Genomic DNA, 23,631 nt, shown 5'->3' on the forward strand with positions numbered 1-23,631 from the left:
GGTTTTCGAGCGCCCATCGCCACTGGGGAAGCGACCTCCTTGGCCCCTGGCGGGTCCGTGATCCCTTTTTCCCTGAACGGGTGCGAGAATGCGCCGCCGCGCCCGCGATCGCGCAGGGCGCCTACTGTCGAAGGGAGATCCGCTTGAAGACCGTCCATACGCTTTCGCTGGCGATCGCGCTCGCTATCGCGCCTGCCTTGGTGCAGGCCCAGTCCACTGACCCGGCGCCGCTGACGATCGGCGGCGAGGTGCGCGGTGAGATCACCAGCCGTTCCAGCCTCAACCACCAGGACGGCTCGCGCAGCCAGCTCTACCGGGTGGACCTGCGCGAGGGCGAGGTCGCGACGTTCAAGGTCACCGGCGCGTTGCGTGCGCGGCTGGCGGCGTTCCTCGACAACGAACTGATCGGCTCGTCGACCGACCGGGGCGAGGCCGCGTCGCTGACGATCCGCGCCCGGCGCGCGGGCCGTTACACGATCGCCGTCAGCGGCACCGACGCCTCGTCGTATGGCCCCTACACGCTGATCTCCTCGCGCGTGGACACCTACAACGGCCAGGCGCTGCGTGTCGGTGCGACCATCGGCGACTGGACCGACGGCGAGCGGGAACTGCCGTTGCAGATCGACCGCGACGGGATCTACACGATCGACATGATGTCCGACGACTTCGATTCGGTCCTGGCGCTGGATGGGCCGGGCGTCTCGGTCAGCAACGACGACGGCGGCGAGGGCAGCAATGCGCGTCTGACGCTGCGTCTGGCGCCGGGCCGCTATCGCCTGACCGCCAAGCGCTACGGCAGCGACGGTGCCAGCGGCGCCTACCGCATCAGCGTCACCGCGTCGAGCTTCGACACCGGCGACCTGCGCGAAGGCGGCGACCTCGCGATCGGGTCGACGGTCACCGGGCTGTACGCCGGGCGCCCGCACAGCTACCGCTTCACGTTGCCCGAACGCCAGGTGGTCCGCCTGGACATGCGCAGCGACGAGATCGATCCGCTGATGCGGCTGTCGGGCCAGGGCGTGCAGAAGGAGGACGACGACGGCGGCGAGCGGCTCAATGCGCGCATTGGCATGCTGCTCGAAGCCGGCACCTACACGCTGCAGGCCGACAGCGCGACGCCGGGCGCAGGCCCCTACACGCTGTCGCTGACCGCAACCGCAGTGCCGGAAGGCGCAGGCGGCGGTGCCCTGACGATCGGCCGCCCGGTCGAGACCGCACTGCTGCCCGGCATGACCGACCGGTGGTCGTTTGAGGTCCGCAGCGCCGGCGATTACGCGATCGAAATGCGCTCCAGCCAGATCGACAGCTACCTGTCGCTGACCAAGGACGGCAACGAAGTCGCCAGTGACGACGACGGCGCCGGTGGGCTCGATGCGCGGATCGTCCAGCGGCTCCAGCCTGGCCGTTACGTGGTCGAGGCCTCGGCGATCGATGGCGATGCCGGTGGCCCTTACCGCATCCTGCTCGAACGCCGTTGAGGCGACCTCCCGGTCGGCGCTGTGCGCCGGCCGGGACTGCTGGGTGCGCGGCTTGCTAGAATCACCGGCTCTTTATGCGAGTCCCACCGCACCATGATCGAACTCAATCCTGTTCGCCAGCGCATCGCCGACCTTCGCGGTCGGCTGGATGCGCTGAGGGGGTATCTTTGACTACGACGCCCGTCGCGAGCGTCTAGAAGAAGTCGAGCGCGAGCTCGAGGACCCGAACATCTGGAACGACCCCGAACGCGCGCAAGCGCTGGGTCGCGAGCGCGCCACGCTCGACAAGACCGTCAATGGCATCCGCACGCTGACCGAGGGCCTGGACGGGGCGGCCGAACTGCTGGAGCTGGCCGAATCGGAGAACGACGAGGACACCGCACAGGCGGTCGTCGCCGATGTCGAGGGCTACGCCACCCAGGTCGACAAGCTGGAGTTCCAGCGCATGTTCTCCGGCGAGATGGACTCGGCCGCCGCCTTCGTCGACATCCAGGCCGGCGCCGGCGGCACCGAAGCCCAGGACTGGGCCGAAATGCTGCTGCGCATGTATCTGCGCTGGGCCGAAAGCCGCGGCTGGAAGGCCGAGCTGATGGAGGTCTCGGGCGGTGAAGTGGCGGGCATCAAGTCGGCGACGTTCCGCGTCGAGGGCGACTTCGCCTACGGCTGGCTCAAGACCGAGATCGGTGTGCACCGGCTGGTGCGCAAATCGCCGTTCGATTCCGACAACCGCCGGCATACCTCGTTCACCTCGGTGTTCGTGTCTCCGGAGGTCGACGACAAGATCGACATCGAGATCAACCCGGCCGACTTGCGAACCGATGTCTACCGCTCGTCCGGTGCCGGCGGTCAGCACGTCAACAAGACCGAGTCGGCGGTGCGCATCACCCACGTGCCGACCAACACCGTCGTCGCCTGCCAGACCGAACGCAGCCAGCATGCCAACCGCGACCGCGCGATGAAGATGCTCGCCGCCAAGCTCTATGAACTGGAACTGCAGAAGCGCAATGCCGAGAAGGACGCGCTGGAAGCGACCAAGTCCGACATCGGCTGGGGCAGTCAGATCCGCAACTACGTGCTCGACCAGAGCCGCATCAAAGATCTGCGCACGGGCGTGGAGCGCAGCGACACCCAGAAGGTGCTCGACGGCGACCTGGACGAGTTCGTCGAAGCCGCGCTCAAGTCCGGACTGGAGGCCGGCGCCAAGCGCCTGGATGCCAACTGAGTGCGGCGCTGCGGATCGGTGCGATGACCGCCGATCCGTCAGCACGCCGCCGTGCGCCGCCGGGTGTGCGCCCAGCGCAGGCGCTGGGCGAGACGTGCGCGGCGGGCCCGGCCCATGCCCCGGCACCCAGCGCCTGCAGGCATGATCGAACCCAAGCGCACGTCGTCCCGTTCTGATCCGTTTTCTCCGCGTCGATCCGCGGCCAACACCTGATTTTTCCGAGACCCTCATGAGCCAGCAGCCCGACAGTCCCCAGCCCGCCGACGACAACGCCTTGATCGCCGAGCGTCGCGGCAAACTGGCCGCGCTGCGCGAGCAAGGCGTGGCGTTCCCCAATGACTTCCGTCGCCGCGACGAGGCCGGGCCGCTGCAGAGCGCATACGCCGATGCCGAGCGCTGGACGGGCGAGGCGCTGGAGGCAGAAGGCCGGCGGGTCGCGGTGGCCGGCCGGCTGATGGCCAAGCGGGTCATGGGCAAGGCCGCGTTCGCGCAGATCCAGGACGTGAGCGGCCGGATCCAATTGTTCCTGCAATCGACGACGCTGGGCGAGCGCTACGACGCATTCAAGGGCTGGGACGTGGGCGACATCGTCGCGGCCGAAGGCACGCTGATGCGCACCAAGACCGGCGAGCTGTCGATCAAGGCTGAGCGCTTGCGCCTGCTGACCAAGTCGCTGCGGCCGTTGCCCGACAAGTGGCACGGGCTGTCGGACGTCGAGCAGCGCTACCGCCAGCGCTATGTCGATCTGATCGTCTCGCCCGACGCGCGCGCGGTGTTCGTCAAGCGCTCGCGCATCGTCGCGGCGATCCGCCAGTGGCTCGATGCGCGCGACTTCCTCGAAGTCGAGACGCCGATGATGCATTACCTGGCCGGTGGCGCGGCGGCCAAGCCGTTCACGACACATCACAATGCGCTGGACCTGGATCTCTATCTGCGGGTGGCGCCCGAGCTCTACCTCAAGCGCCTGGTCGTGGGCGGTTTCGAGCGCGTCTACGAGATCAACCGCAATTTCCGCAACGAGGGCGTGTCCACGCGACACAACCCCGAGTTCACGATGCTCGAGCTCTACGAGGCCTACGTTGCCTACGAAGAGGTCATGGACCTGACCGAAGCGTTGATCCGCGATGTGGCGGTGCAGGCCGTCGGCACCACCGCACTGGAATGGGACGGCCATGCGATCGACGTCGGCCCGGCTTTCCGGCGCTGGAAGCTCGAGGAGGCGGTGCGTGAACTCAATCCGCAGATCACCGTCGCCGACTGCCGCGACCGCGAGGCGCTGGCCGCGCATTGCGCGCGCCTGGGTGTGCACGTCAAGCCGGCCTACGGCTGGGGCAAGCTGCTGCTGGAGATCTTCGAAAAGACCGTCGAGACGGGGCTGATCCAGCCGACCTTCATCACCCATTACCCGGTCGAGGTCTCGCCGCTGGCCCGCGAGTCGGACACCGAGGCCGGCATCACCGACCGCTTCGAGCTGTTCATCGGCGGCAAGGAGATCGCCAACGGCTTCTCCGAGCTGAACGATCCCGAAGACCAGGCCGCGCGTTTCCGCGCCCAAGTCGATGCCCGCGACGGCGGCGACGACGAGGCGATGCACTACGATGCCGACTACATCCGTGCGCTCGAGGTCGGCCTGCCGCCGACCGGCGGCCTGGGCATCGGTATCGACCGTCTGGTCATGTTGCTGACCGGCTCGTCGTCCATCCGCGACGTGCTGCTGTTCCCGTACATGCGCCCGCAAAGCGAGGCCTGAGGCGGGCGTCGATCCGGTCGCGCCGGCGTTTTGACGTATTGCTGGATACGATTTCCCCTGTTGCTGGCAGGTCGCGCTAAGATCGCCCAAGCGCGATGCCACCGGTATCCGCGCATCGCCAGAAGGGGCCTGCGTTGAACATCGTGATCGTCGACGACCAGACGTCCGCGCGAACCATGTTGCGGCATATCCTCGAGGACATCAGCCCGGAGCTCGCTGTCTTCGACTTCGAGGATCCGGAGCAGGCGCTGGGCTGGTGCGACAGCCACAGCGCCGACCTGCTGTTGCTCGATTACCGGATGCCGGGCATGGACGGGCTGGAGTTCGCTCGCCGCTTCCGCAAGCTGCCGCCGCATCGGGATGTGCCGATGGTGCTGGTCACCGTGGTCGGCGACGAGCCGATCCGCCAGGCCGCGCTCGACGCCGGCGTCATCGATTTCCTGGTCAAGCCGGTGCGCCCACGCGAGCTGCGCGCCCGTTGTCGCAACCTGCTGCAGTTGCGCCAGCAGACCGAGTCGGTCAAGCAGCGCGCGTTGTCGCTCGAGCAGCGCCTGTTGCGCAGCATGCACGAGGTCGAGGAGCGCGAGCGCGAGACGCTGACCCGGCTGGCGCGCGCGATCGCCTATCGCGATGCCAGCACCAGCGCCAACCTCGAGCGTGTGGCCGCGGTCGCCGGCATGGTCGCCGAGGCGATGGGGCTGTTCGAGGACGAGGTGCGGATGATCGAACTGGCCGCGCCGCTGCACGACATTGGCAAGATCGCGATCCCCGATGCGATTTTGATGAAGCCCGGCCCGCTGGACGAGGCCGAGTTGGAGGTGATGCGCCAGCATCCGCGCATCGGTTACGAGTTGCTGAGCGACAGTCACAACCGGTTCGTCCAGCTCAGCGCGACCATCGCGTTGCGCCATCAGGAGCGCTTCGACGGCAGCGGCTATCCGGACGGTTTGTCGGGCGAGCAGATCCCGCTCGAAGCGCGGATCGTCGCGGTGGCCGATGTGTTCGATGCGCTGGTCTCGCGTCGCCCGTACAAGCGCGCCTGGTCGATGGACGAGGCGCTCGAGTACATCGGTCACAACAGTGGACGCGCGTTCGATCCGCGCTGCGTGGAGGCGCTGCTGTCGAATCGGGCGCGGCTGGAAGAGATCTGCGCACGCCTGGACCGGACCGCCACCCGGCTGCAATGACGTGAGGCGCGTCGTGCGCTGGGTCGGCAGCCGCCTGGCAGGGCGCCCCGACAGCGAGCACGGCCAGGCGGCCGTGCGCCTGGTCATGCTCTGCGTGATCTATGCCTACCTGCAGATCGTGGTGGGCCGCCATCCCGACGTTGAGCGCGAACTGCGGCTATCGGAGGCCTACCTGGCGGTGGAGGTCGCGGTCGCACTGGGCATCGCCGGCTGGCTGCTGTGGCGTCCCGGCGTTTCGCATCCGCGCCGGGTATTGGGCATGCTGGCCGACTACAGCCTCATGGGCGTGGGCCTGTACCTGCTCGGCGACCTGCTGGCCTGGCTGTACGTGGTGATCATGTGGGTCACGGTCGGCAACGGCCTGCGATTCGGGCCACGCTACCTGTACGCGGCGATCGGGTTTGCAGTGATCACGTTCGGGCTGGCGATCGCGTCCACCCCGTACTGGCACCAGCACAATCTACCGTTGGCGCTGGGCCTGCTCGCCGGGCTGGTCGCGGTGCCGCTCTACCTGAGCTCGCTGCTGCGCGCGCTTACCGACGCCACTGCTGCCGCGCGGGCTGCCAGCGAGGCCAAAAGCCGGTTCCTGGCCAATATGAGCCACGAGTTCCGCACCCCGCTCAACGGCATCGTGGGCATGTCCGAGCTGCTGGTGACCACACCGCTGAGCGCGGAACAGCGCGAGAGCGCGCTGGTCATCCAGACCTCGGCCAAGGCGTTGCAGGCCCTGGTCGACGATGTGCTGGATCTGTTCAAGATCGAGGCCGGCAAGTTCCAGCGCAACGACAGCGCGTTCGCGCTCCAGGACCTAGTGCACGGGATCGAGGTCATGCTGGGACCGAGCGCGCAGGCCAAGGGCCTGGCGCTGGCCTCGTCGATTGCCGACGACGTGCCCGCTACGCTGTATGGCGACAGCAACCGCCTGCGGCAGATCCTAGTCAACCTGTTGTCGAATGCGATCAAGTTCACCGAGCGCGGTGAGGTCTCGCTCGCGATCTCCACCGTCGATGCGGGTCCTGAGCGGGTGCGGGTGCGGTTCTCGGTTCGCGACACCGGCATTGGCATCGCACCCGATGCCCTGGTCCGCATCTTCGACGCCTTCGAGCAGGTCGATTCCGGGCTCGGGCGGCGCTATGGCGGCACGGGCCTGGGGACCACGATCGCCAAGGGCCTGGCCGAACAGATGGAAGGCAGCATCCAGGCCGAAAGCCAGCCGGGGCAGGGGTCGCACTTCTGGGTGGAGTTGCCGTTCGGCCGCGTGGCCAGCGATGCGCCAGCGCGTCGGGCGGGGGAGGGCAACGTGATCGCGTTCGCCGATCCTTTCGTGCGCCATCGGGCCCGGGTCGCGCCGCTGCGGGTGTTGGTCGCCGACGACCAGTCGGCCAATCTGATGGTGCTGCGTCGCCTGCTCGAGCGTGCCGGGCATCGCCCGCTGCTCGTGGACGATGGCGAAGCCGTGCTCGATGCGCTTGAGCGCGAGCACTTCGATGCGGTGATCACCGATCTGCACATGCCCGGCGCAGACGGCCTGGACGTCCTCCGGCAGACCCGCGTCATTGAGGCGGGCAGTGGCCGGCGCACGCCGTTCATCGTGCTGACCGCCGACGCCACCGCCGAGGCGCAGGAAAACTGTCGACGCGCGGGCGCGTTCGCTTACCTGACCAAGCCGGTGGTCATCGAGCGCTTGCTCGAAACGCTGGCCGAGATCGCGCCGGGCGTGGAGGCGGGGCGGCGTGCGTCCGATCTGCGACCACGGATCGATCGGCTGTCGACGCCGGTCATCGACGAGATGCGGGAGATGGGATTCGACGAGGCGTTCATCCGGCGCTTCCTGTCGGAATGCGCGCGCGACGCGCGCAAGTGCCTGGTCGACCTCGCGGGTGCATCGGGCGCGGGACGATGGGACGAGGTCCGCGACCTGTGCCATGCGCTCAAGGGCACGGCCGCCAACCTCGGCGCCTCCGAGCTCCAGGCGCAGGCAGCCCGCGGCATGCGGATGCCGTCCGACCGCCTGGCCATCGAGTGGCGGCTGCTGCTGCAGGGGCTGGACCGGGCGCTAGACGAGGCGCTGGAGGCGCTGCGGATTCGCGGCGATCTGCCGCGCACCGGCCTGCCCGGGTCAGACGCCGTCTGACCCGGGGGCGGTGTGCGCTCAGCCGCCGACGGCGGTGCGTTCGACCCCGGCCGCAGTGGGCTGCAGGCGCTGCTGCGCACGGACCAGGCGCTCCATCGTCCGCAGGTGCCGCGCCTCGAGTTGCAGGGCGGTGTCGACCCAGATGTCGGTGATGCGCACCAGCTCGGCGAGCGGAATCGGATGGGCGCCGTCGCGGACGCGGTGCAAGGCCAGCCGCGCGGTGGCGATCCGTCGATGCTTGCGGATCTGCTCGTGGACCGCAGGCACGCCTTCCCCGGGTTCGACCAGCACATCGACCAGGCCGAGCCGGTGCAGGTCCTCGCTGCTGTACATCGTGCCGCCCAGCATCATCTCCTCGGCGACCTGCGGGCTCACCCGCTGGGCCAGCAGCGAGTAGGCGCCCATGCCCGGGAACAGGCCGAACAACACCTCCGGAAAGCCCATCTGGACGCCACGCTCGGCGACGATGGTGCGGCAGGCCAGGGCGAGTTCCAGCCCGCCGCCCAGCGCATCGCCCTGGACCAGCGCGATCGTGTGGGCGTTGGGGTGCAACCGGGTCTGCAGCAGGTGGATGTTGTCCACGCACTGGCGGGCATAGCGGGTCAGGGCTTCCCGGTCGCGCTGTCGGATCAGATCGAGGAACAACTGCAGGTCGCCGCCGAGGTTGTACACCGGGGCATCGGAGGCCAGGACGATGTGCGACAGGTGCGCGGGCGCGACCCGGGCACGCTCGGAGATCCGCTCGATGCTCGCCTGTGCGAACAGCCGCAGTTCGCGCAACAGACCGAGGGAGAAACAGGGCCGGTAGTCAGGCTGGGCACTGGCCGGCTGGGCATGCATGAAGCACCAGTGCGCGTCGTTGGAGGCGTCGTGGTGCAGGCGGAGGAAAGAAGGCGCGGCAGCGCCTTCGCGACGAAAAGATTCGATGGCTTGCATTGAAAATCCCCTGAAACGGAGTCCACACCGCTCGGGCGCCGGCGCGGACCCGCGTGGATGCTGAATCGCCCGATGCGCGCTCTATGCGCGCATCGGGCTCTCAGGGCAATGGCTTCAATGGCTTGCCGACACTTTGGGACGGATATCCTGTCCAAAGTGTGATCGATGTCACGCTTCCGGGGCGGCCTCCCGCAGCTCGCGGCGCAGAATCTTGCCGACGTTGGTCTTCGGCAGCTCGTTGCGGAACTCCACGATACGCGGGTGCTTGTAGCCGGTCAGGTGCTCGCGGGCGTGGGCCTTGACCTGGTCGGCGGTCAGGTTGGGGTCCTTGCGCACGATGACGACCTTGACCACCTCGCCCGAACGCTCATCGGGCACGCCGATCGCCGCGACCTCGAGCACGCCCGGCATCATCGCGATCACGTCCTCGATCTCGTTGGGATAGACGTTGAACCCCGAGACCAGAATCATGTCCTTCTTGCGGTCGACGATGTAGAAGTAGCCGCCTGCGTCCATCCGCGCCATGTCGCCGGTGTGCAGCCAGCCCTCGCCATCGATGGCCTCGGCGGTGTCGCCCGGACGCTGCCAGTAGCCCTTCATGACCTGGGGCCCGCGGATACACAGCTCGCCGACCTCCTCGACCGGCAACTGCGCGCCGTTCTCGTCCTTGATGCAGGCCTCGGTGGAGGGCACCGGCAGGCCGATCGAGCCGTTGTAGTCGGCCAGCGTCATCGGGTTGATGCAGGCCGCAGGCGAGGTCTCGGTCAGGCCGTAGGCCTCCACCAGCGTGGTGCCGGTGACTGCCTTCCAGCGCTCGGCCACCGCGCGCTGGACCGCCATGCCGCCGCCCAGGCTCAGGTGCAGGCGCGAAAAATCCACCTGGTCGAAGCCGGGCGTGTTGAGCAGGCCGTTGAACAGCGTATTGACGCCGGTGATCGCGGTCATGCGGATGCCCTTGAGCTCCTTGACGAAGCCGGGCATGTCGCGCGGGTTGGTGATCAGGTGGTTATGGCCGCCGAACTCCATGAACACCAGGCAGTTCGCGGTCAGCGCGAAGATGTGATACAGCGGCAGTGCGGTGACGATCAGTTCCTCGCCGCGCTTGGCATCGGTGCCCAGCCACGCCGCCGCCTGCTGCATGTTGGCGACCATGTTGCGATGGGTGAGCATCGCGCCCTTGGCCACGCCGGTCGTGCCGCCGGTGTACTGCAGGAAGGCGATGTCCTCGTGCGCGATCGTGACCTCGGGCAACGTGTGCTTGCGGCCGCGCGCGAGCGCGTCGCGGAAGCGGATCGCGCCGTGGATGGTGTAGTCGGGCACCATCTTCTTGACGTACTTGACTACCAGATTGACGATCGCGCCCTTCGGGAAGCCGAGCAGGTCACCAAGGCCTGTGGTCACGACCTGCTTGATCTGGGTGTCGGCGATGACGTCCTGCACCGTCTTGCCGAAGTTGTCCATCACCAGGATCGCCGCTGCGCCGGAGTCGACCAGCTGGTGGCGCAGTTCGCGGGCGGTGTACATCGGATTGGTGTTCACCACCGTCAGCCCAGCGCGCAGGACACCGAAGATGGCGATCGGGTACTGCAGGCAGTTGGGCATCATGATCGCGACGCGATCACCCTTCTTGAGCTTGAGTTCGCCCAGCAGGTAGGCCGCGAACTGCCGGCTGTAGGTGTCGAGTTCGCCGTAGGTGAGCGTCTTGCCCATGTTGGAGAACGCGGGCTTGTCGCGGTAGTTCGCGATCGCCTCGTCCAAGACCGCGGGAACCGAGGGGTACTCGCTGGGATCGATTTCGGCGGGGATGCCCGCAGGGTAGTTCGCCAGCCACGGGCGTTGGTCGGTCATTCGGTCTTCTCCCTGATGAAGGCCGTCACTCGAAGCGGTGAGCGTACCTGCGCAATCGCGTTCGATTGGAGCATAGGCTTTCCGGGCGAGGCAAGGCGCGGCGCGGCAGCCGCACCGCGTCCGCACACGCGGCGCATGTCTCCCCGGCGGCTGCCCGCCGCACTGCGGCGGCGGGCAGGGGGCGCGCCCGATCCGGGCTCAGGCCGCCTTCTTGGCGGCGAGCTGGCGCAGCACGTAATGCAGCAGACCGCCGTGGCGGAAATACTCCACTTCCTTCGGGGTCAGCAGCAGCACGTGGACCTCGAAGCGGATCTGGCGACCGTCGGCCTTGGTCGCCACCACCTGCGCGCGCTTGGCGCGGCCGTCGTCGAGACCGGTGATGTCGATCGTCTCGGTCCCGTCCAACCCCAGCGTCTGCGCATTCTCTCCGTCTTGGAACCGGCACGGCAGCACGCCCATGCCGACCAGGTTGGAGCGGTGGATGCGCTCGAAGCTTTCGGCGATCACCGCCTTGATGCCGAGCAGGTTGGTGCCCTTGGCCGCCCAGTCGCGCGAGGAGCCAGTGCCATACTCCTTCCCGGCGAACACCACCAGCGGGACGCCATCGGCGCGGTATTTCATCGCCGCGTCGTAGATCGCCAGCTTTTCCGGCTCGCCCTTGCCGAAGTACAGGGTGTTGCCGCCTTCCTCGCCGCCGAAGAACAGGTTCTTGATGCGGATGTTGGCAAAGGTGCCGCGGACCATCACATCGTCGTTGCCGCGGCGCGAGCCGTAGCTGTTGAAGTCCGCCGGCTGCACGCCGCGCGACTGCAGGAAGCGCCCGGCAGGCGAGTCCTTCTTGATGTTGCCGGCCGGCGAGATGTGGTCGGTGGTGATCGAGTCGCCGAACAGACCCATCACCCGCGCACCGTGGATGTCGTCGATGCTGCCCACGTCCATCGTCATGCCCTCGAAGTAGGGCGGGTTCTTGATGTACGTCGAGGCTTCGTCCCAGGCATAGAGCTCGCCGTCGGGCGATTCGATGGTGTTCCAGCGGGTGTCGCCCTTGAACACGTCGGCGTAGTTCTTGGCGAACATCTCCGGGCCGATCGTGCGCGCGATGAAATCGCCGATTTCCTTGTTCGACGGCCAGATGTCGCGCAGGTAGACCGGATGGCCGTCCTGGTCCTTGCCCAGGGGGTCTCGGGTCAGGTCGATGTCGACCGTACCGGCGATCGCATAGGCAACGACCAGCGGGGGGGATGCGAGGTAGTTCATCTTGACCTCGCCGTGGATGCGGCCTTCGAAGTTTCGGTTGCCCGACAGCACCGCCGCGACCGCGAGGTCGTTCTCGGCGATGCCCTTGGACACCGCGTCGGGCAGCGGCCCCGAGTTACCGATGCAGGTTGTGCAGCCGTAGCCGACGACGTAGAAGCCGAGCTTCTGCAGGTCGTCCATGAGGCCGGCCTTCTCGAGATAATCGGTCACGACCAGCGAACCGGGTCCGAGCGAAGTCTTGACCCACGGGGCGGCCTTCAGGCCCTTGGCGGCCGCGTTGCGCGCCAGCAGGCCGGCGCCGAGCATCACCGCCGGGTTGGAGGTGTTGGTGCACGACGTGATCGCGGCGATCACCACCGAGCCGTCAGTGAGCGCGTGCTCGCCGTCATCAAGGGTGATCTTCGAGACCGGCCGGGCCGCCAGGCGCTCGGCCTGCGGCTGGCCGCCGCCTTCCTTCTCGAAGCGATCGATCTGGGTATCGTTGGCCGCATCGCGACGCGCGGTCAGCGCGCCGACATTGTCGACGAAGTTCTGCTGCACGTCTTCCAGCAGCACGCGGTCTTGCGGGCGCTTGGGGCCGGCCAGCGACGGCCGCACCGTCCCCATGTCCAGGGTCAGCACGCTGCTGTACTCGGCTTCGGGCGCACCGGGCTCGTGCCACAGCTGCTGCGCCTTGGCGTAGGCCTCGACCAGCGCGATCTGCTCTTCGCTGCGTCCAGACAACCGCAGGTAGGTCAGCGATTCGGCGTCGATCGGGAAGATGCCGCAGGTCGCGCCGTACTCGGGCGCCATGTTGCCGATCGTCGCGCGGTCGGCGAGCGGCAGATGCTGCAGCCCGTCGCCGAAGAACTCCACGAACTTGCCGACCACGCCGTGCTTGCGCAGCATCTGGGTGACGGTGAGCACCAGGTCGGTCGCGGTGGCGCCCTCGGGCAGCCGGCCGGTCAGCTTGAAGCCGACGACCTGCGGGATCAGCATCGACGACGGCTGGCCGAGCATCGCGGCCTCGGCCTCGATGCCGCCCACGCCCCAGCCCAGCACGCCGATGCCGTTGATCATCGTGGTGTGCGAGTCGGTCCCGAACACGGTGTCGGGGTAGGCCCAGCGCGTGCCGTCCTCGCGCTCGGCGGTCATGACCACGCGCGCCAGGTGCTCGAGATTGACCTGGTGGACGATGCCGGTGTTGGGCGGTACGACCTTGAAGTTGTCGAACGCCTTCTGGCCCCAGCGCAGGAAGCCATAGCGCTCCTTGTTGCGTTCGAACTCGATCTTGCCGTTGAGGTCGAGCGCGTCGGGCCGGCCGAACACGTCGACCTGCACCGAGTGATCGATGACCAGCTCGGAGGGGATCAGCGGATTGATCTGTTCGGGCCGTCCGCCCAGCCGCACGACCGCGTCGCGCATCGCCGCCAGATCGACCACGCAGGGCACGCCGGTGAAGTCCTGCAGCACCACGCGGGCCGGCATGAAGGCGATTTCGGTATCCGGCTCGGCTGTCGCCTGCCAGCGCGCGACGGCCTCGATGTGCCGCGCGGTCACCGTTTCGCCGTCCTCGTGGCGCAGCAGGTTCTCCAGCAGGATTTTCAGCGAGTAGGGCAGGCGGGCGATGTCGAACTTCGCCGCCAGCGCCGGCAGGCTGGCATAGGTGTAGCGCTGGCCGGCGACGTCGAGGTCGGCGTGCGTGGAAAAGGAATCGGTCATGGGGGAGCTCCTGTCGCGGTTGCTGGCGGTGACGCAGCCGGGCTGGTCATGGCGTGCTGCATGCGGCCGGGCATGGGCCCGGTCTGTGACGGATGGGCGGGTGTCACCGTGTCGATCCAAGCAGCTTAGATCGCACGGCGTGGCGGGGGTGTCATCGCCGCGAAGCCTTGGCCGGATCCTGCCAGGTGCTCTTGAGCATCTGCAGAAACCGCTCGGCCGCCGGCGACAGCATCGCACCGCGCCGCCGCACGATGCCGATCGTACGTGACACCACGGGGGGCGCGATCTCGCGGGTCACCAGAATGGAGTGTTCCTCTTGCGGCGTGGCCATGCGTGGCAGGACCGAGATGCCGACGCCGGCTTCGACCAGGCCCAACGACGTTGACAGATGGGTCACCTCGTAGAACCAGCTCAGCTTGAGGTTCTCGCGCGCCAGGGCGCCGTCGAGCAGGGTGCGGTTGCCGCTGGTGCGATGCACGGTGATCAACGGGTACTGGGCGATGTCGTGCCAAGTCACGCGGCGCTTCTTGGCCAGCGGATGATCGCGGCGGCAGGCGAGCACGAACGGGTCCTCGACCAACACGTCGAACTCCAACTCGGGGTCGGACGCCCCCATGAAGTTCACCCCGAACTCGACCTCGCCGCGCTCGACCGCCTGCAGGCCCTCGGTGGCCGGGATGTCGAGGATCCGGAAGCGGACGTTGGGATGGTCCTCGTGGAAGCGGGCGATGACGCTGGGCAGAAAGTAGAACGCCGCGGTCGGCAGGCAGGCGATCGTGACCTGGCTGCCGCGACCGTCGTCGACGCCGCGCGAGGAGAACAGCGAGCCGTCGAACTCTTCGATCATCCGCCGCACCAGCGGCAGCAGGTTCTGCCCGACCGCGGTGGGCGCGACGCTACGTGTGGTGCGCTCGAGCAACGGCGCCCCGACGGCATGTTCGAGCTTCTGGATGCGCCGGCTCAGTGCCGGTTGCGAGACGTGCAGCGCCTCGGCGGCGCGATGGAAGCTGCGGGTGTCGGCGACGAGCAAGAAGGCGCGCAGGTCGAGAATTTCGCAATTGATGCTCATATCGGATCAATCATCCAGAAGAAAGCAATTCACAGATCAATTCGACCCATGACAAGATCGGAACGAATCGAATTATTGATTCGATATAGATATCAATCTGGCTGCCCCATGTCCAATGACCTCTACAGCCTGCCTTGTGTCCTGATGCGGGGCGGTACCTCCAAAGGCCCGTTCTTCCTCGCCTCGGACCTGCCCGGCGATCCCGCCCAGCGGGATCGGCTGCTGCTCGATCTAATGGGCGCCGGGCATCCGCTGCAGATCGATGGTATCGGCGGCGGCAACGCCCTGAGCAGCAAGGTCGCGATCATCGGTCCGGCCAGCCGCGCCGATGCGGACATCGACTATCTGTTCGCGCAGGTCCGGCCGGACCAGAAGGTGGTCGACACCACCCCCAACTGCGGCAACATGCTGGCCGCGGTCGGCCCGTTCGCGATCGAATCGGGCATGGTCGCCGCGTCCGATCCGCAGACGCTGGTGCGCATCCACAACGTCAATACCGGCAAGGTGGTGCTGGCGACGGTGCAGACGCCGCGCGGCCGGGTCAGCTACCGGGGCGACACCGCGATCGCGGGTGCGCCGGGCACCGCGGCGCCGATCTCGCTGGCGTTTCTCGATGCGGCGGGCGCGCGCACCGGCAAGCTGCTGCCGACCGGCGCGGCCAGCGAATGGATCGATGGCGTGGAAGTGAGCTGCGTCGACTGCGCCATGCCGATGGTGATGCTGGCCGCGTCCGCGCTCGGCGTGACCGGCGAAGAGAGCGTTGCCGCGCTCAATGCCGACACTGCGATGCTGGCCCGTCTGGAACGGATCCGCGTCGAGGCCGGGCGGCGGATGGGCATCGCCGATGCCGCCGACCGGGTGATCCCCAAACCCGTGCTGCTGCTGCCCCCGCGTGCCGGCGGCACGCTCCAGGTGCGCTACTTCATGCCACACCAGTGCCACAGTGCGCTGGCGATCACCGGCGCGGTCGGGATCTCGACGGCGTGCGTGACCCCGGGCACCCTGGCGCAGCGCATGGCGGGCGACCTGGCATTGCCCGCCGACGTCGCCCTCGAACACCCCAGCGGCCGCCTGGAGGTGGCGCTGCACCGACCTGGCCCGGATGCCGCGATCGTCGCCAGCGTCGTCAGGACGGCACGGCGCCTGTTCGAAGGCCGTGTGTTCGCCAGCACGGATCCGCGCAAGGACGTGGCGGCGGCATGGAGCTCGGCGGCATGACCTGACTCACCCGGGCGTCGCCCGGACCGCACCATCACCATCCTGGGAGGGATCGATGTACAAGCGTTTCATTCTCGCCGCCTGCGCGGCGGCACTCGTCTGCCTGGCCGGCTGTACCGGTCGAAGCGGCGAGGGCAGCGAGTCCGTCCGCATCAGCGTCGGCTCCTACAACCTCAACAACCTGCCGTTCTTCATTGCCGATGCCAACGGCTACTTCGACGAGGTCGGGCTGGATGTGCGCACCGAGAACTTCGCCCAGGGCGGCTCCAAGGTGCTGCAGGCGCTGGTTGCAGGTTCCACCGATGTTGCGGTGGGCTTCTACGACCACACGATCCAGATGCAGGCCAAGCACAAGAACGTGGTCGGCTTCGTACTGCTGTCCCGCAACTCCGGCCTGGTGCTCGCCGGCCGGCCCGACAGCACGTTCGATCCGGCCAATCCGGCCTCGATCCGAGGCATGAATGTCGGCATCACCGCCCCCGGCTCGTCGTCGGACTTCTTCGTGCGGCATTTCCTCGCCCAGCATGGCATCGCGATCGATGACATCTCGATCATCGGCGTGGGCTCGGGCGCGGCCGCGGTCGCAGCGCTCGACCAGGGCAAGGTCGACCTGCTGGTCAATTACGACCCGGCGGCGACGCTGATCGCCGAGCGGGGCGTGGGCAAGATCATCATCGACGCGCGCAGCGACGCCGGTGCCCGGGAGGTGTACGGCGGTATCTACCCGACGTCGGTGATGTACGCCGATCAGTCCTTCCTCGACAAGCGCCCCGAAGTGGCCGAGAAGATCGTCCGCGCACAACAGAAGGCGCTGGCGTTCATCGCCGACCATTCGGCCGAGGAGATCGTCGCCGCGTTGCCCGACAAGTACGTGTCGGGCGATCGGGAGATCTACGCCAAGGCGGTCGAGGCCGCGCGCGCAATCTTCACCCGCGACGGTCGCTTCAACCCTGAGGACTTGCGCACACCGCTGATGGTGCTGCGCGAGTTCAACACCGATGTCGCCAACGCCGACATCGATCTGGAGAAGACCTACACCAACGCCTTCGTCGACCGCGCACTCGCGGATCCGGCCCAGTAACGCCAGGAGGTTCCATGGCTGTCGCCAGTGTTGCCCGACTGCGGGAAGTAGACCCGATGCCGATCCAGACCCGTCCCACGGTGGCGATCGACAATGTCACCATGTCCTTCGGTGATTTCACCGCCGTGCGCGATGTCGACGTGCAGGTCGCCGACGGCGAGTTTCTCGCCATCGTCGGTCCGACCGGCTGCGGCAAGAGCACGATCCTCAACGCCGTCGCCGGCCTGCTGACGCCGTCGGCGGGCAGCATCCACATCGACGGCAAGCCGGTGCGCGGCGTACAGGAAAGCGTGGGCTACCTGTTCCAGCAGGATGCCCTGCTGCCGTGGAAGACCGCGCTGCAGAACGTCGAACTGGGCCTGCGGTTTCGCGGCGTGGCCCAGGACGAGCGCGAACACAAGGCCCGCGCCTGGCTGACCAAGGTCGGCCTGTCGGGCTTCGAACACCGGTATCCGCACCAGCTCTCGGGCGGCCAGCGCAAGCGCGTGCAGATGGCGCAGGCGCTGATCGTCGAACCGAAGGTCATCCTGATGGACGAGCCGTTCTCCGCGCTCGACATCCACACCCGGCACCTGATGCAGAACGAACTGCTGCGGCTGTGGCAGGAGGACCGGCGCGCGGTGATGCTGATCACCCACGACCTGGAGGAGGCGATCGCGCTGGGCGACCGCGTGGTGGTGCTGTCCTCAGGTCCGTCGAGCCGCGTTGTCGAGAGTTTCCCGGTGCGCCTGGAGCGACCGCGCAACGTCGCCGAGATCAAGCTCGACCAGCGTTTCACCGACCTGTACCGCGATATCTGGGCCTGCCTGCGCGGCGAAGTGGAGAAGAGCTATGCACGCCAAGACTGACCGTTTGATCCAGGTGATGCTCGTCGTCGTCGTGTTCGGCGGCTGGCAGGCCGGCGTGTCGGCGAAAGTCATCGACCCGTTCTTCTTCCCGGCACCGTTCGACATTGCGCGGCAGATGTTCACCTGGCTGGCCGACACCAGCTTCTACACCCATGTGTACATCACCCTGACCGAGACCGCGCTGGGTTACATCATCGGCACCGCGCTCGGTGTGGCCGGCGGTGTGTGGCTGGGCCTGAGCCGGCGTGCGGCGCGGATCCTCGATCCGTTCATCAAGGGCTTCAATGCCATCCCGCGCGTGGTCCTGGCGCCGATCTTCGTGCTGTGGCTGGGCCTGGGGCTGTGGTCGAAGGTCGCGCTGGCGGTCACGCTGGTGTTCTTCATCACGTTCTTCAACGCCATGCAGGGCGTGCGCGAGGTGAACCCGGTGGTGCTGGCCAATGCCCGCATTCTCGGTGCCAATCGCAGCGCGTTGCTGCGACACGTTTACTTCCCGGCTGCGGCAAGCTGGATCCTGTCGTCGCTGCGCACCTCGGTGGGCTTCGCAGTGGTCGGCGCGATCATCGGCGAGTACCTCGGCGCCTCGGCAGGCCTGGGCTATCTGATCGCGCAGGCCGAAGGCAACTTCAACGCGGTCGGTGTGTTCGCAGGCATCATCCTGCTGGCCGCGTTCGTGCTGATCATCGATGCGGTGCTCGATATCGCCGAAAACCGTTTGATCACCTGGCGGCCGAACGCCTCGCGCGAAGCCACCAGCTGAGCGTCGCCGCCCGGCGCACTGCGCCGGGCGGCCCATCGACACCCGTTCCCCACGTCCGGGTGCCCGCCGGTCGCCGCGTCCGCGGCGCCGGCCCCTCTTGCTTTCGTCCTGTCTGCCGCCGCTGCGGCAGGCCCGTCTGCGGCTGCCCGTCGGCCCGGCCTTGGCCGCTGGCCGCACGGCACGCCATGCCCGGAGATCACTCATGCATCCCACGTTCCGCCCTCGTCTCACCGCCCTGGCCGCCGCTGTCGGCTGTCTGCTCGCGGCCTCCGCCGCGTCCGCGCAATCGGACCCGACCGCGCTGGAGGCACTCGTGCGCCAGCAGGCCGAACAGATTCGCCAACTCGAGGCTCGCCTATCCGTGCTGGAGGCCGGCCCGACGCCCGACGTTGCGGCCGCGCCGCCTGCAACGGTCGCCACGCATGGCGCTGCGCCCGCTGCCGATGCCACGTTGATCGAGCGCGTGGCCAAGATCGAAGCCGCGCAGGCCAAGGTGCCGGCGGTGAGCTGGTCGAAGGGCGCGCCGCAGTTCGCCAGCGCCGACGGTCAGGTCACCTTCCGGCCACGTGGCCGGGTCTTCGTCGACACCTCCAGCACCCACGGCTCCGATTTCGACGCCCGCAACATCACCGGCACCGAGATCCGTTCGGTGCGCCTGGGGGTCGAGGGCAGCTACTGCATCCTTGGCTATGCGGTCGAGGGCGACTTCGCCGACAACGGCGTGGCCTGGAAATCGGCCTACGTGACCATCGGCCACACGCTGTTCGGCCGCGAGGCCGAACTGACGGTGGGCAACCGGCTCAACGACCGCGGCATCGACGGCGCCAGCGGCACCGGCAACACCCCGTTCCAGGACCGCAATGTCGTCGGCACGCAGATCGTGCCGCAGCGCGGGCTGTTCGGCGTCGGGCTGACCGAGCGCGTCTACGGCGAGAACTGGCATGCGAGCCTGTCGATCGCCGGCAACGACCTCAACAACGTCGGCGACAGCGACGATTCGATGACGCTGGCCGGTCGTGTGCACTGGACGGCGGTGAAGCGTGCGGACAGCCTGCTGCATCTGGGCGCGTGGGGGTTCTACGAGGACATCGCGCCGGGCAGCAGCGGCGTGTTCCGCAGCTCGGCGATCGCCGGGCATCTCAACGATCTGGTCAAGATCGCGCCCGGCGCGTTGCCAGGTGCCGATCATGGGCACGGCTACGGTGTGGAACTGCTGGGCGTGCGCGGGCCGTTCTGGGGCTACGGCGAATGGGGCCGGCGCGACGTTGCTGGCGTCGGCGGGGCGGGGCGCTTCGACGTGGCGCACGATGCCTGGGCGCTGTCGGCCGGCTGGTTCCTGTCGGGCGCCAGCCCGGCGTTCGCCGCGAAGACCGGCACCTGGAGCCGGGTCAAGGTCGCGCGCCCGGTGACCGCGGGCGGGTGGGGCGCCTGGGAGCTCAAGGCGAGGTATGAGAACGTCGACTACGGCGAGCTGCCCGCCGGTGGCACTGGCGACGCGCTGACGGTCGGCGTGAACTGGTACCTCAACGATTTCAGCCGGGTCATGCTCGACGCGATCCGCTGGGAGACCGACAACCGCAGCGGCGAGTACCGCGGCGAGGATCGGGGCACGACGCTCAACGCCCGCTTCCAGCTGGCGTTCTGAGGCGTCACGCCACGCGATGTCCGGCGGGCCGGGGTCGTGTGAACCCGGCCCGTTTGCGTTGGAACGCGTGAATCCGGGGCGTTCGCACCGGGTCCCGCGTTGGAGTATGCGCAGTCAGGTATGTATAATGCGCGCATACTTCGCGGGAGCCGCCCATGGAAGCCACCGTCGCCGAGCGCGGCCAGATCACCCTGCCAAAGCCGGTGCGCGATGCGCTGGGCCTGAGCAAGGGCACGATCCTGAAGGTCGAACTGGAAGGCAGCCGGATCGTGCTGCGCAAGAGCGTCGACGACGCCGTGTCGCGTGCGCGCGGACGCTTCAAGCTCGAGGGCTTCGGCGACACCGACGCGGCGATGCGCGCAGTGCGCGGCCAGGCGGCCGACACCCCTGATGGCGACGCCACGCCGTGATCGCAGTCGACGCGCCGGTGCTGGTGGACCTGCTGGCCGACGGCCCGCAGGCAGACGCCGCCGAGGCCTGCCTGCGCCAGTACCTGAGCGCAGGCCCGGTCGTGGTCTGCGACGTGGCGCTGGCCGAGATCTGCGGCGCACTGCGTGACGGCGCCGAGACCATGGCCGTGCTCGAGGACATGGGCGTGCGCTTTTCCGCGATCGAGGCCAAGTCGGCGCTGCGCGCCGGCGAGATGCAGCGCCGCTCCTGGCAGCGCGGTGACACTTCCGGCCGCGCGGCGCGCGACTTCCTGGTCGGGGCGCACGCACTGCTGCAGTGCAATGGCCTGATCACGCGCGACGACGCGTTTTTCCGCACCTATTTCAAGGGTCTCAAGCTGATCGTACCGTCGGCCTGAGACCGGTTTTCCCGGTACCGCAAGACTTTTGGAGTTGCCCGCATGTTGGAAGCCTACCGCCACCACGTTGCCGAGCGTCAAGCGCTGGGCATTCCGCCGCTGCCGCTCAACGCGCAGCAGACCGCCGAGGTCGTCGAATTGCTCAAGGACCCGCCGGCCGGCGAGGCGGCGTTCCTGTTGGATCTGCTCACCCACCGCGTGCCGGCCGGCGTCGACGACGCCGCCAAGGTCAAGGCCTCGTATCTGGCCGCGATTGCGCTCGGCACCGAGCACAACCCGCTGATCGACCGCGCGCGTGCGACCGAGCTGCTGGGCACCATGCTCGGCGGCTACAACGTCCACCCACTGGTCGAACTGCTCGACGACGATGCCGTCGGCGCGATCGCTGCCAACGGCCTCAAGCACACGCTGCTGGTGTTCGACGCCTTCCACGATGTCGAGGACAAGGCCAAGGCCGGCAACGCCAATGCCCAGGCGGTGCTGCGCAGCTGGGCCGAGGCCGAGTGGTTCACCAGCAAGCCCGAAGTGCCCGCGTCGATGACGCTGACGGTGTTCAAGGTGCCGGGCGAGACCAATACCGACGACCTGTCGCCGGCGCCCGATGCGACCACGCGTCCGGACATCCCGATGCACGCGCTGGCGATGCTCAAGAACAAGCGCGACGACGCGCCGTTCGTGCCGGAAGAAGACGGCAAGCGCGGGCCGATCCAGGTCATCGCCGACCTCAAGCAGAAGGGCCACCTGGTCGCCTACGTCGGCGACGTGGTCGGCACCGGTTCCTCGCGCAAGTCGGCGACCAACAGCGTGCTGTGGTGGACCGGCGACGACATTCCCTATATCCCCAACAAGCGTGCCGGCGGCGTGTGCCTGGGCGCGAAGATCGCACCGATCTTCTACAACACGATGGAAGACGCCGGTGCGCTGCCGATCGAGCTCGACGTCTCGAAGATGGAAATGGGCGATGTGATCGAGCTGCGTCCCTACGAGGGCCGCGCGCTGAAGAACGGCGAGACGATCGCGGAGTTCGAGGTCAAGTCCCAGGTGCTGTTCGACGAGGTGCGCGCCGGTGGCCGTATTCCGCTGATCGTCGGCCGCGGCCTGACCGCGAAGGCGCGCGAGTCGCTGGGCTTGGCCCCGACCGACCTGTTCCGTCTGCCGCAGCAGCCGGCCGACAGCGGCAAGGGCTTTTCGCTGGCGCAGAAGATGGTCGGCCGTGCGATCGGTCTGCCCGAAGGGCAGGGCGTGCGTCCGGGCACGTACTGCGAACCGAAGATGACCTCGGTCGGCTCGCAGGACACCACCGGCCCGATGACCCGCGACGAGCTCAAGGATCTGGCGTGTCTGGGGTTCTCGGCCGACCTGGTGATGCAGTCGTTCTGCCACACCGCGGCCTACCCCAAGCCGGTCGACGTCAAGACCCATCACACGCTGCCGGAGTTCATCTCCACCCGCGGCGGCATCTCGCTGCGCCCCGGCGATGGCGTGATCCACAGCTGGCTCAACCGCATGCTGCTGCCCGACACCGTCGGCACCGGCGGCGATTCGCACACCCGCTTCCCGGTCGGCATCTCGTTCCCGGCCGGTAGCGGCCTGGTCGCGTTCGCCGCGGCCACCGGCGTGATGCCGCTGGACATGCCCGAATCGGTGCTGGTGCGCTTCAAGGGCGAGATGCAGCCGGGCGTGACCCTGCGCGATCTGGTCAACGCGATCCCGCTCTACGCGATCAAGGCCGGCCTCCTGACGGTCGCCAAGCAGGGCAAGAAGAACGTGTTCTCCGGGCGCATCCTCGAGATCGAGGGCCTGCCGGACCTGAAGGTCGAACAGGCGTTCGAACTGTCGGATGCCTCGGCCGAGCGCTCGGCCGCGGGCTGCACGGTGCACCTGAACAAGGAACCGATCATCGAGTACATCACCAGCAACATCACGTTGCTTAAGTGGATGATCGCCCAGGGCTACCAGGACGCGCGTTCGATCCAGCGCCGGATCGAGAAGATGGAACAGTGGCTGGCCGACCCGCAGCTGCTGCAGGGCGATGCCGACGCCGAGTACGCGGCGGTCATCGAGATCGATCTGGCCGAGATCCACGAGCCGATCCTGGCCTGCCCGAACGATCCGGACGACGTAAAGACGCTGTCGGAAGTCGCGGGCGTCGCGATCGACGAGGTGTTCATCGGCTCGTGCATGACCAACATCGGTCACTTCCGTGCGGCGTCCAAGCTGCTGGAAGGCAAGCGCGACATCCCGACCAAGCTGTGGGTCGCGCCGCCGACCAAGATGGACGCCGCCGAGCTGACCAAGGAAGGCCACTACGGCACCTTCGGCGCCGCAGGCGCGCGGATGGAAATGCCGGGCTGCTCGCTGTGCATGGGCAACCAGGCGCAGGTGCGCGAGGGCGCGACGGTGTTCTCGACCTCGACCCGCAACTTCCCCAACCGTCTGGGCCGCAACTCCAACGTGTACCTGGGCTCGGCGGAACTGGCGGCGATCTGCTCGCGCCTGGGCCGGATCCCGACCCGCGAGGAGTACATGGAGGGCGTCGGCGTGATCAACACGCAGGGCGCGGAGATCTACCGCTACATGAACTTCGACCAGATCGAGGAGTATCGCGACACGGCGTCGTCGGTCGCTGCCTGACCTCCGACGTCCCGGTCGTTCCCTGAGCGCCGCGCCCGTGCATACGGGCGTGGCG

17 protein-coding genes are annotated in these 23,631 nt (G+C 67.8%); 13 read left to right on the forward strand and 4 right to left on the reverse strand.

Annotated elements, in window-relative coordinates:
• The first annotated feature begins 143 nt into the window (after window positions 1-143).
• The 5 genes from MNO14_RS07635 to MNO14_RS07655 all read left to right on the forward strand — a co-directional run bounded on the left by MNO14_RS07635 (window position 144) and on the right by MNO14_RS07655 (window position 7,771).
• The gene (locus tag MNO14_RS07635; RefSeq protein ID WP_241946088.1) at window positions 144-1,478 is read left to right on the forward strand and encodes a hypothetical protein; all 1,335 of its coding nucleotides are present in this window, start codon (window positions 144-146) and stop codon (window positions 1,476-1,478) included.
• 93 nt (window positions 1,479-1,571) lie between these two features.
• A protein-coding gene (prfB, locus tag MNO14_RS07640) for a peptide chain release factor 2 (protein WP_241946089.1) occupies window positions 1,572-2,700 on the forward strand; the annotation gives its coding sequence in 2 pieces (ribosomal slippage) (window positions 1,572-1,646 and window positions 1,648-2,700; 1,128 coding nt in all).
• A 229-nt stretch (window positions 2,701-2,929) separates the two neighbouring features.
• Entirely contained in the window at window positions 2,930-4,450 is a 1,521-nt protein-coding gene (lysS, locus tag MNO14_RS07645) for a lysine--tRNA ligase (RefSeq protein ID WP_241946090.1), read from the forward strand.
• Between the two features lie 95 nt (window positions 4,451-4,545).
• Window positions 4,546-5,637 (forward strand): two-component system response regulator, encoded by a 1,092-nt coding sequence (locus MNO14_RS07650; RefSeq protein WP_241946091.1) that lies wholly within the window; start codon window positions 4,546-4,548, stop codon window positions 5,635-5,637.
• A gap of 1 nt (window position 5,638) precedes the next feature.
• Entirely contained in the window at window positions 5,639-7,771 is a 2,133-nt protein-coding gene (locus MNO14_RS07655; RefSeq protein ID WP_241946092.1) for an ATP-binding protein, read from the forward strand.
• A gap of 18 nt (window positions 7,772-7,789) precedes the next feature.
• On the opposite strand, the gene MNO14_RS07660 is transcribed toward MNO14_RS07655, so the two are convergent.
• From MNO14_RS07660 to MNO14_RS07675, 4 genes are all read right to left on the reverse strand, one after another.
• Window positions 7,790-8,707 carry a crotonase/enoyl-CoA hydratase family protein gene (locus tag MNO14_RS07660; RefSeq protein ID WP_241946093.1) on the reverse strand — a complete coding sequence of 306 codons (918 nt, stop codon included), beginning with the start codon at window positions 8,705-8,707 and terminating at the stop codon, window positions 7,790-7,792.
• A gap of 168 nt (window positions 8,708-8,875) precedes the next feature.
• Window positions 8,876-10,555 carry a long-chain fatty acid--CoA ligase gene (locus MNO14_RS07665; protein WP_241946094.1) on the reverse strand — a complete coding sequence of 560 codons (1,680 nt, stop codon included), beginning with the start codon at window positions 10,553-10,555 and terminating at the stop codon, window positions 8,876-8,878.
• 198 nt (window positions 10,556-10,753) lie between these two features.
• The gene (gene acnA, locus MNO14_RS07670) at window positions 10,754-13,513 is read right to left on the reverse strand and encodes an aconitate hydratase AcnA (protein WP_241946095.1); all 2,760 of its coding nucleotides are present in this window, start codon (window positions 13,511-13,513) and stop codon (window positions 10,754-10,756) included.
• A gap of 151 nt (window positions 13,514-13,664) precedes the next feature.
• Window positions 13,665-14,582, reverse strand: a complete 918-nt coding sequence (locus tag MNO14_RS07675; RefSeq protein WP_241946096.1) for a LysR family transcriptional regulator — start codon at window positions 14,580-14,582, stop codon at window positions 13,665-13,667.
• Window positions 14,583-14,630: 48 nt separating this feature from the next.
• Here MNO14_RS07675 and MNO14_RS07680 point away from each other — a divergent pair, with 48 nt between their 5' ends.
• The 8 genes from MNO14_RS07680 (at window position 14,631) to acnB (ending at window position 23,576) form a co-directional block, all read left to right on the forward strand.
• Window positions 14,631-15,800, forward strand: a complete 1,170-nt coding sequence (locus tag MNO14_RS07680; RefSeq protein ID WP_241946097.1) for a 4-oxalomesaconate tautomerase — start codon at window positions 14,631-14,633, stop codon at window positions 15,798-15,800.
• Between the two features lie 55 nt (window positions 15,801-15,855).
• Window positions 15,856-16,881 carry an ABC transporter substrate-binding protein gene (locus MNO14_RS07685; protein ID WP_241946098.1) on the forward strand — a complete coding sequence of 342 codons (1,026 nt, stop codon included), beginning with the start codon at window positions 15,856-15,858 and terminating at the stop codon, window positions 16,879-16,881.
• 56 nt (window positions 16,882-16,937) lie between these two features.
• Window positions 16,938-17,729, forward strand: a complete 792-nt coding sequence (locus MNO14_RS07690; protein ID WP_241946099.1) for an ABC transporter ATP-binding protein — start codon at window positions 16,938-16,940, stop codon at window positions 17,727-17,729.
• On the forward strand, window positions 17,713-18,489 hold the full coding sequence (locus tag MNO14_RS07695) for an ABC transporter permease (protein WP_241946100.1): 777 nt from the start codon (window positions 17,713-17,715) through the stop codon (window positions 18,487-18,489). Before MNO14_RS07690 ends, MNO14_RS07695 begins: the two co-directional genes overlap by 17 nt.
• Before the next feature lie 202 nt (window positions 18,490-18,691).
• The gene (locus MNO14_RS07700; protein ID WP_241946101.1) at window positions 18,692-20,134 is read left to right on the forward strand and encodes a porin; all 1,443 of its coding nucleotides are present in this window, start codon (window positions 18,692-18,694) and stop codon (window positions 20,132-20,134) included.
• A 155-nt stretch (window positions 20,135-20,289) separates the two neighbouring features.
• Window positions 20,290-20,544, forward strand: coding sequence for an AbrB/MazE/SpoVT family DNA-binding domain-containing protein (locus MNO14_RS07705; RefSeq protein WP_241946102.1), 255 nt, complete (start codon window positions 20,290-20,292; stop codon window positions 20,542-20,544).
• Window positions 20,541-20,942 carry a type II toxin-antitoxin system VapC family toxin gene (locus tag MNO14_RS07710; RefSeq protein WP_096006801.1) on the forward strand — a complete coding sequence of 134 codons (402 nt, stop codon included), beginning with the start codon at window positions 20,541-20,543 and terminating at the stop codon, window positions 20,940-20,942. Before MNO14_RS07705 ends, MNO14_RS07710 begins: the two co-directional genes overlap by 4 nt.
• A 42-nt stretch (window positions 20,943-20,984) precedes the next feature.
• The gene (gene acnB, locus MNO14_RS07715) at window positions 20,985-23,576 is read left to right on the forward strand and encodes a bifunctional aconitate hydratase 2/2-methylisocitrate dehydratase (protein ID WP_241946103.1); all 2,592 of its coding nucleotides are present in this window, start codon (window positions 20,985-20,987) and stop codon (window positions 23,574-23,576) included.
• The last annotated feature ends 55 nt before the right edge of the window (window positions 23,577-23,631 follow it).

Source organism: Luteimonas sp. S4-F44 (assembly GCF_022637415.1).
Classification (GTDB): domain Bacteria; phylum Pseudomonadota; class Gammaproteobacteria; order Xanthomonadales; family Xanthomonadaceae; genus Luteimonas.

Coding starts and splice junctions, on each gene's coding strand:
- MNO14_RS07650 (WP_241946091.1), top strand. CDS start 4,546: ATGCCACCGGTATCCGCGCATCGCCAGAAGGGGCCTGCGTTGAACATC.
- MNO14_RS07680 (WP_241946097.1), top strand. CDS start 14,631: ATGACAAGATCGGAACGAATCGAATTATTGATTCGATATAGATATCAA.
- MNO14_RS07690 (WP_241946099.1), top strand. CDS start 16,938: ATGCCGATCCAGACCCGTCCCACGGTGGCGATCGACAATGTCACCATG.
- lysS (WP_241946090.1), top strand. CDS start 2,930: ATGAGCCAGCAGCCCGACAGTCCCCAGCCCGCCGACGACAACGCCTTG.
- acnA (WP_241946095.1), bottom strand. CDS start 13,513: ATGACCGATTCCTTTTCCACGCACGCCGACCTCGACGTCGCCGGCCAG.
- MNO14_RS07700 (WP_241946101.1), top strand. CDS start 18,692: ATGCATCCCACGTTCCGCCCTCGTCTCACCGCCCTGGCCGCCGCTGTC.
- MNO14_RS07685 (WP_241946098.1), top strand. CDS start 15,856: ATGTACAAGCGTTTCATTCTCGCCGCCTGCGCGGCGGCACTCGTCTGC.
- MNO14_RS07695 (WP_241946100.1), top strand. CDS start 17,713: ATGCACGCCAAGACTGACCGTTTGATCCAGGTGATGCTCGTCGTCGTC.
- MNO14_RS07665 (WP_241946094.1), bottom strand. CDS start 10,555: ATGACCGACCAACGCCCGTGGCTGGCGAACTACCCTGCGGGCATCCCC.
- MNO14_RS07705 (WP_241946102.1), top strand. CDS start 20,290: ATGGAAGCCACCGTCGCCGAGCGCGGCCAGATCACCCTGCCAAAGCCG.
- MNO14_RS07660 (WP_241946093.1), bottom strand. CDS start 8,707: ATGCAAGCCATCGAATCTTTTCGTCGCGAAGGCGCTGCCGCGCCTTCT.
- MNO14_RS07675 (WP_241946096.1), bottom strand. CDS start 14,582: ATGAGCATCAATTGCGAAATTCTCGACCTGCGCGCCTTCTTGCTCGTC.
- acnB (WP_241946103.1), top strand. CDS start 20,985: ATGTTGGAAGCCTACCGCCACCACGTTGCCGAGCGTCAAGCGCTGGGC.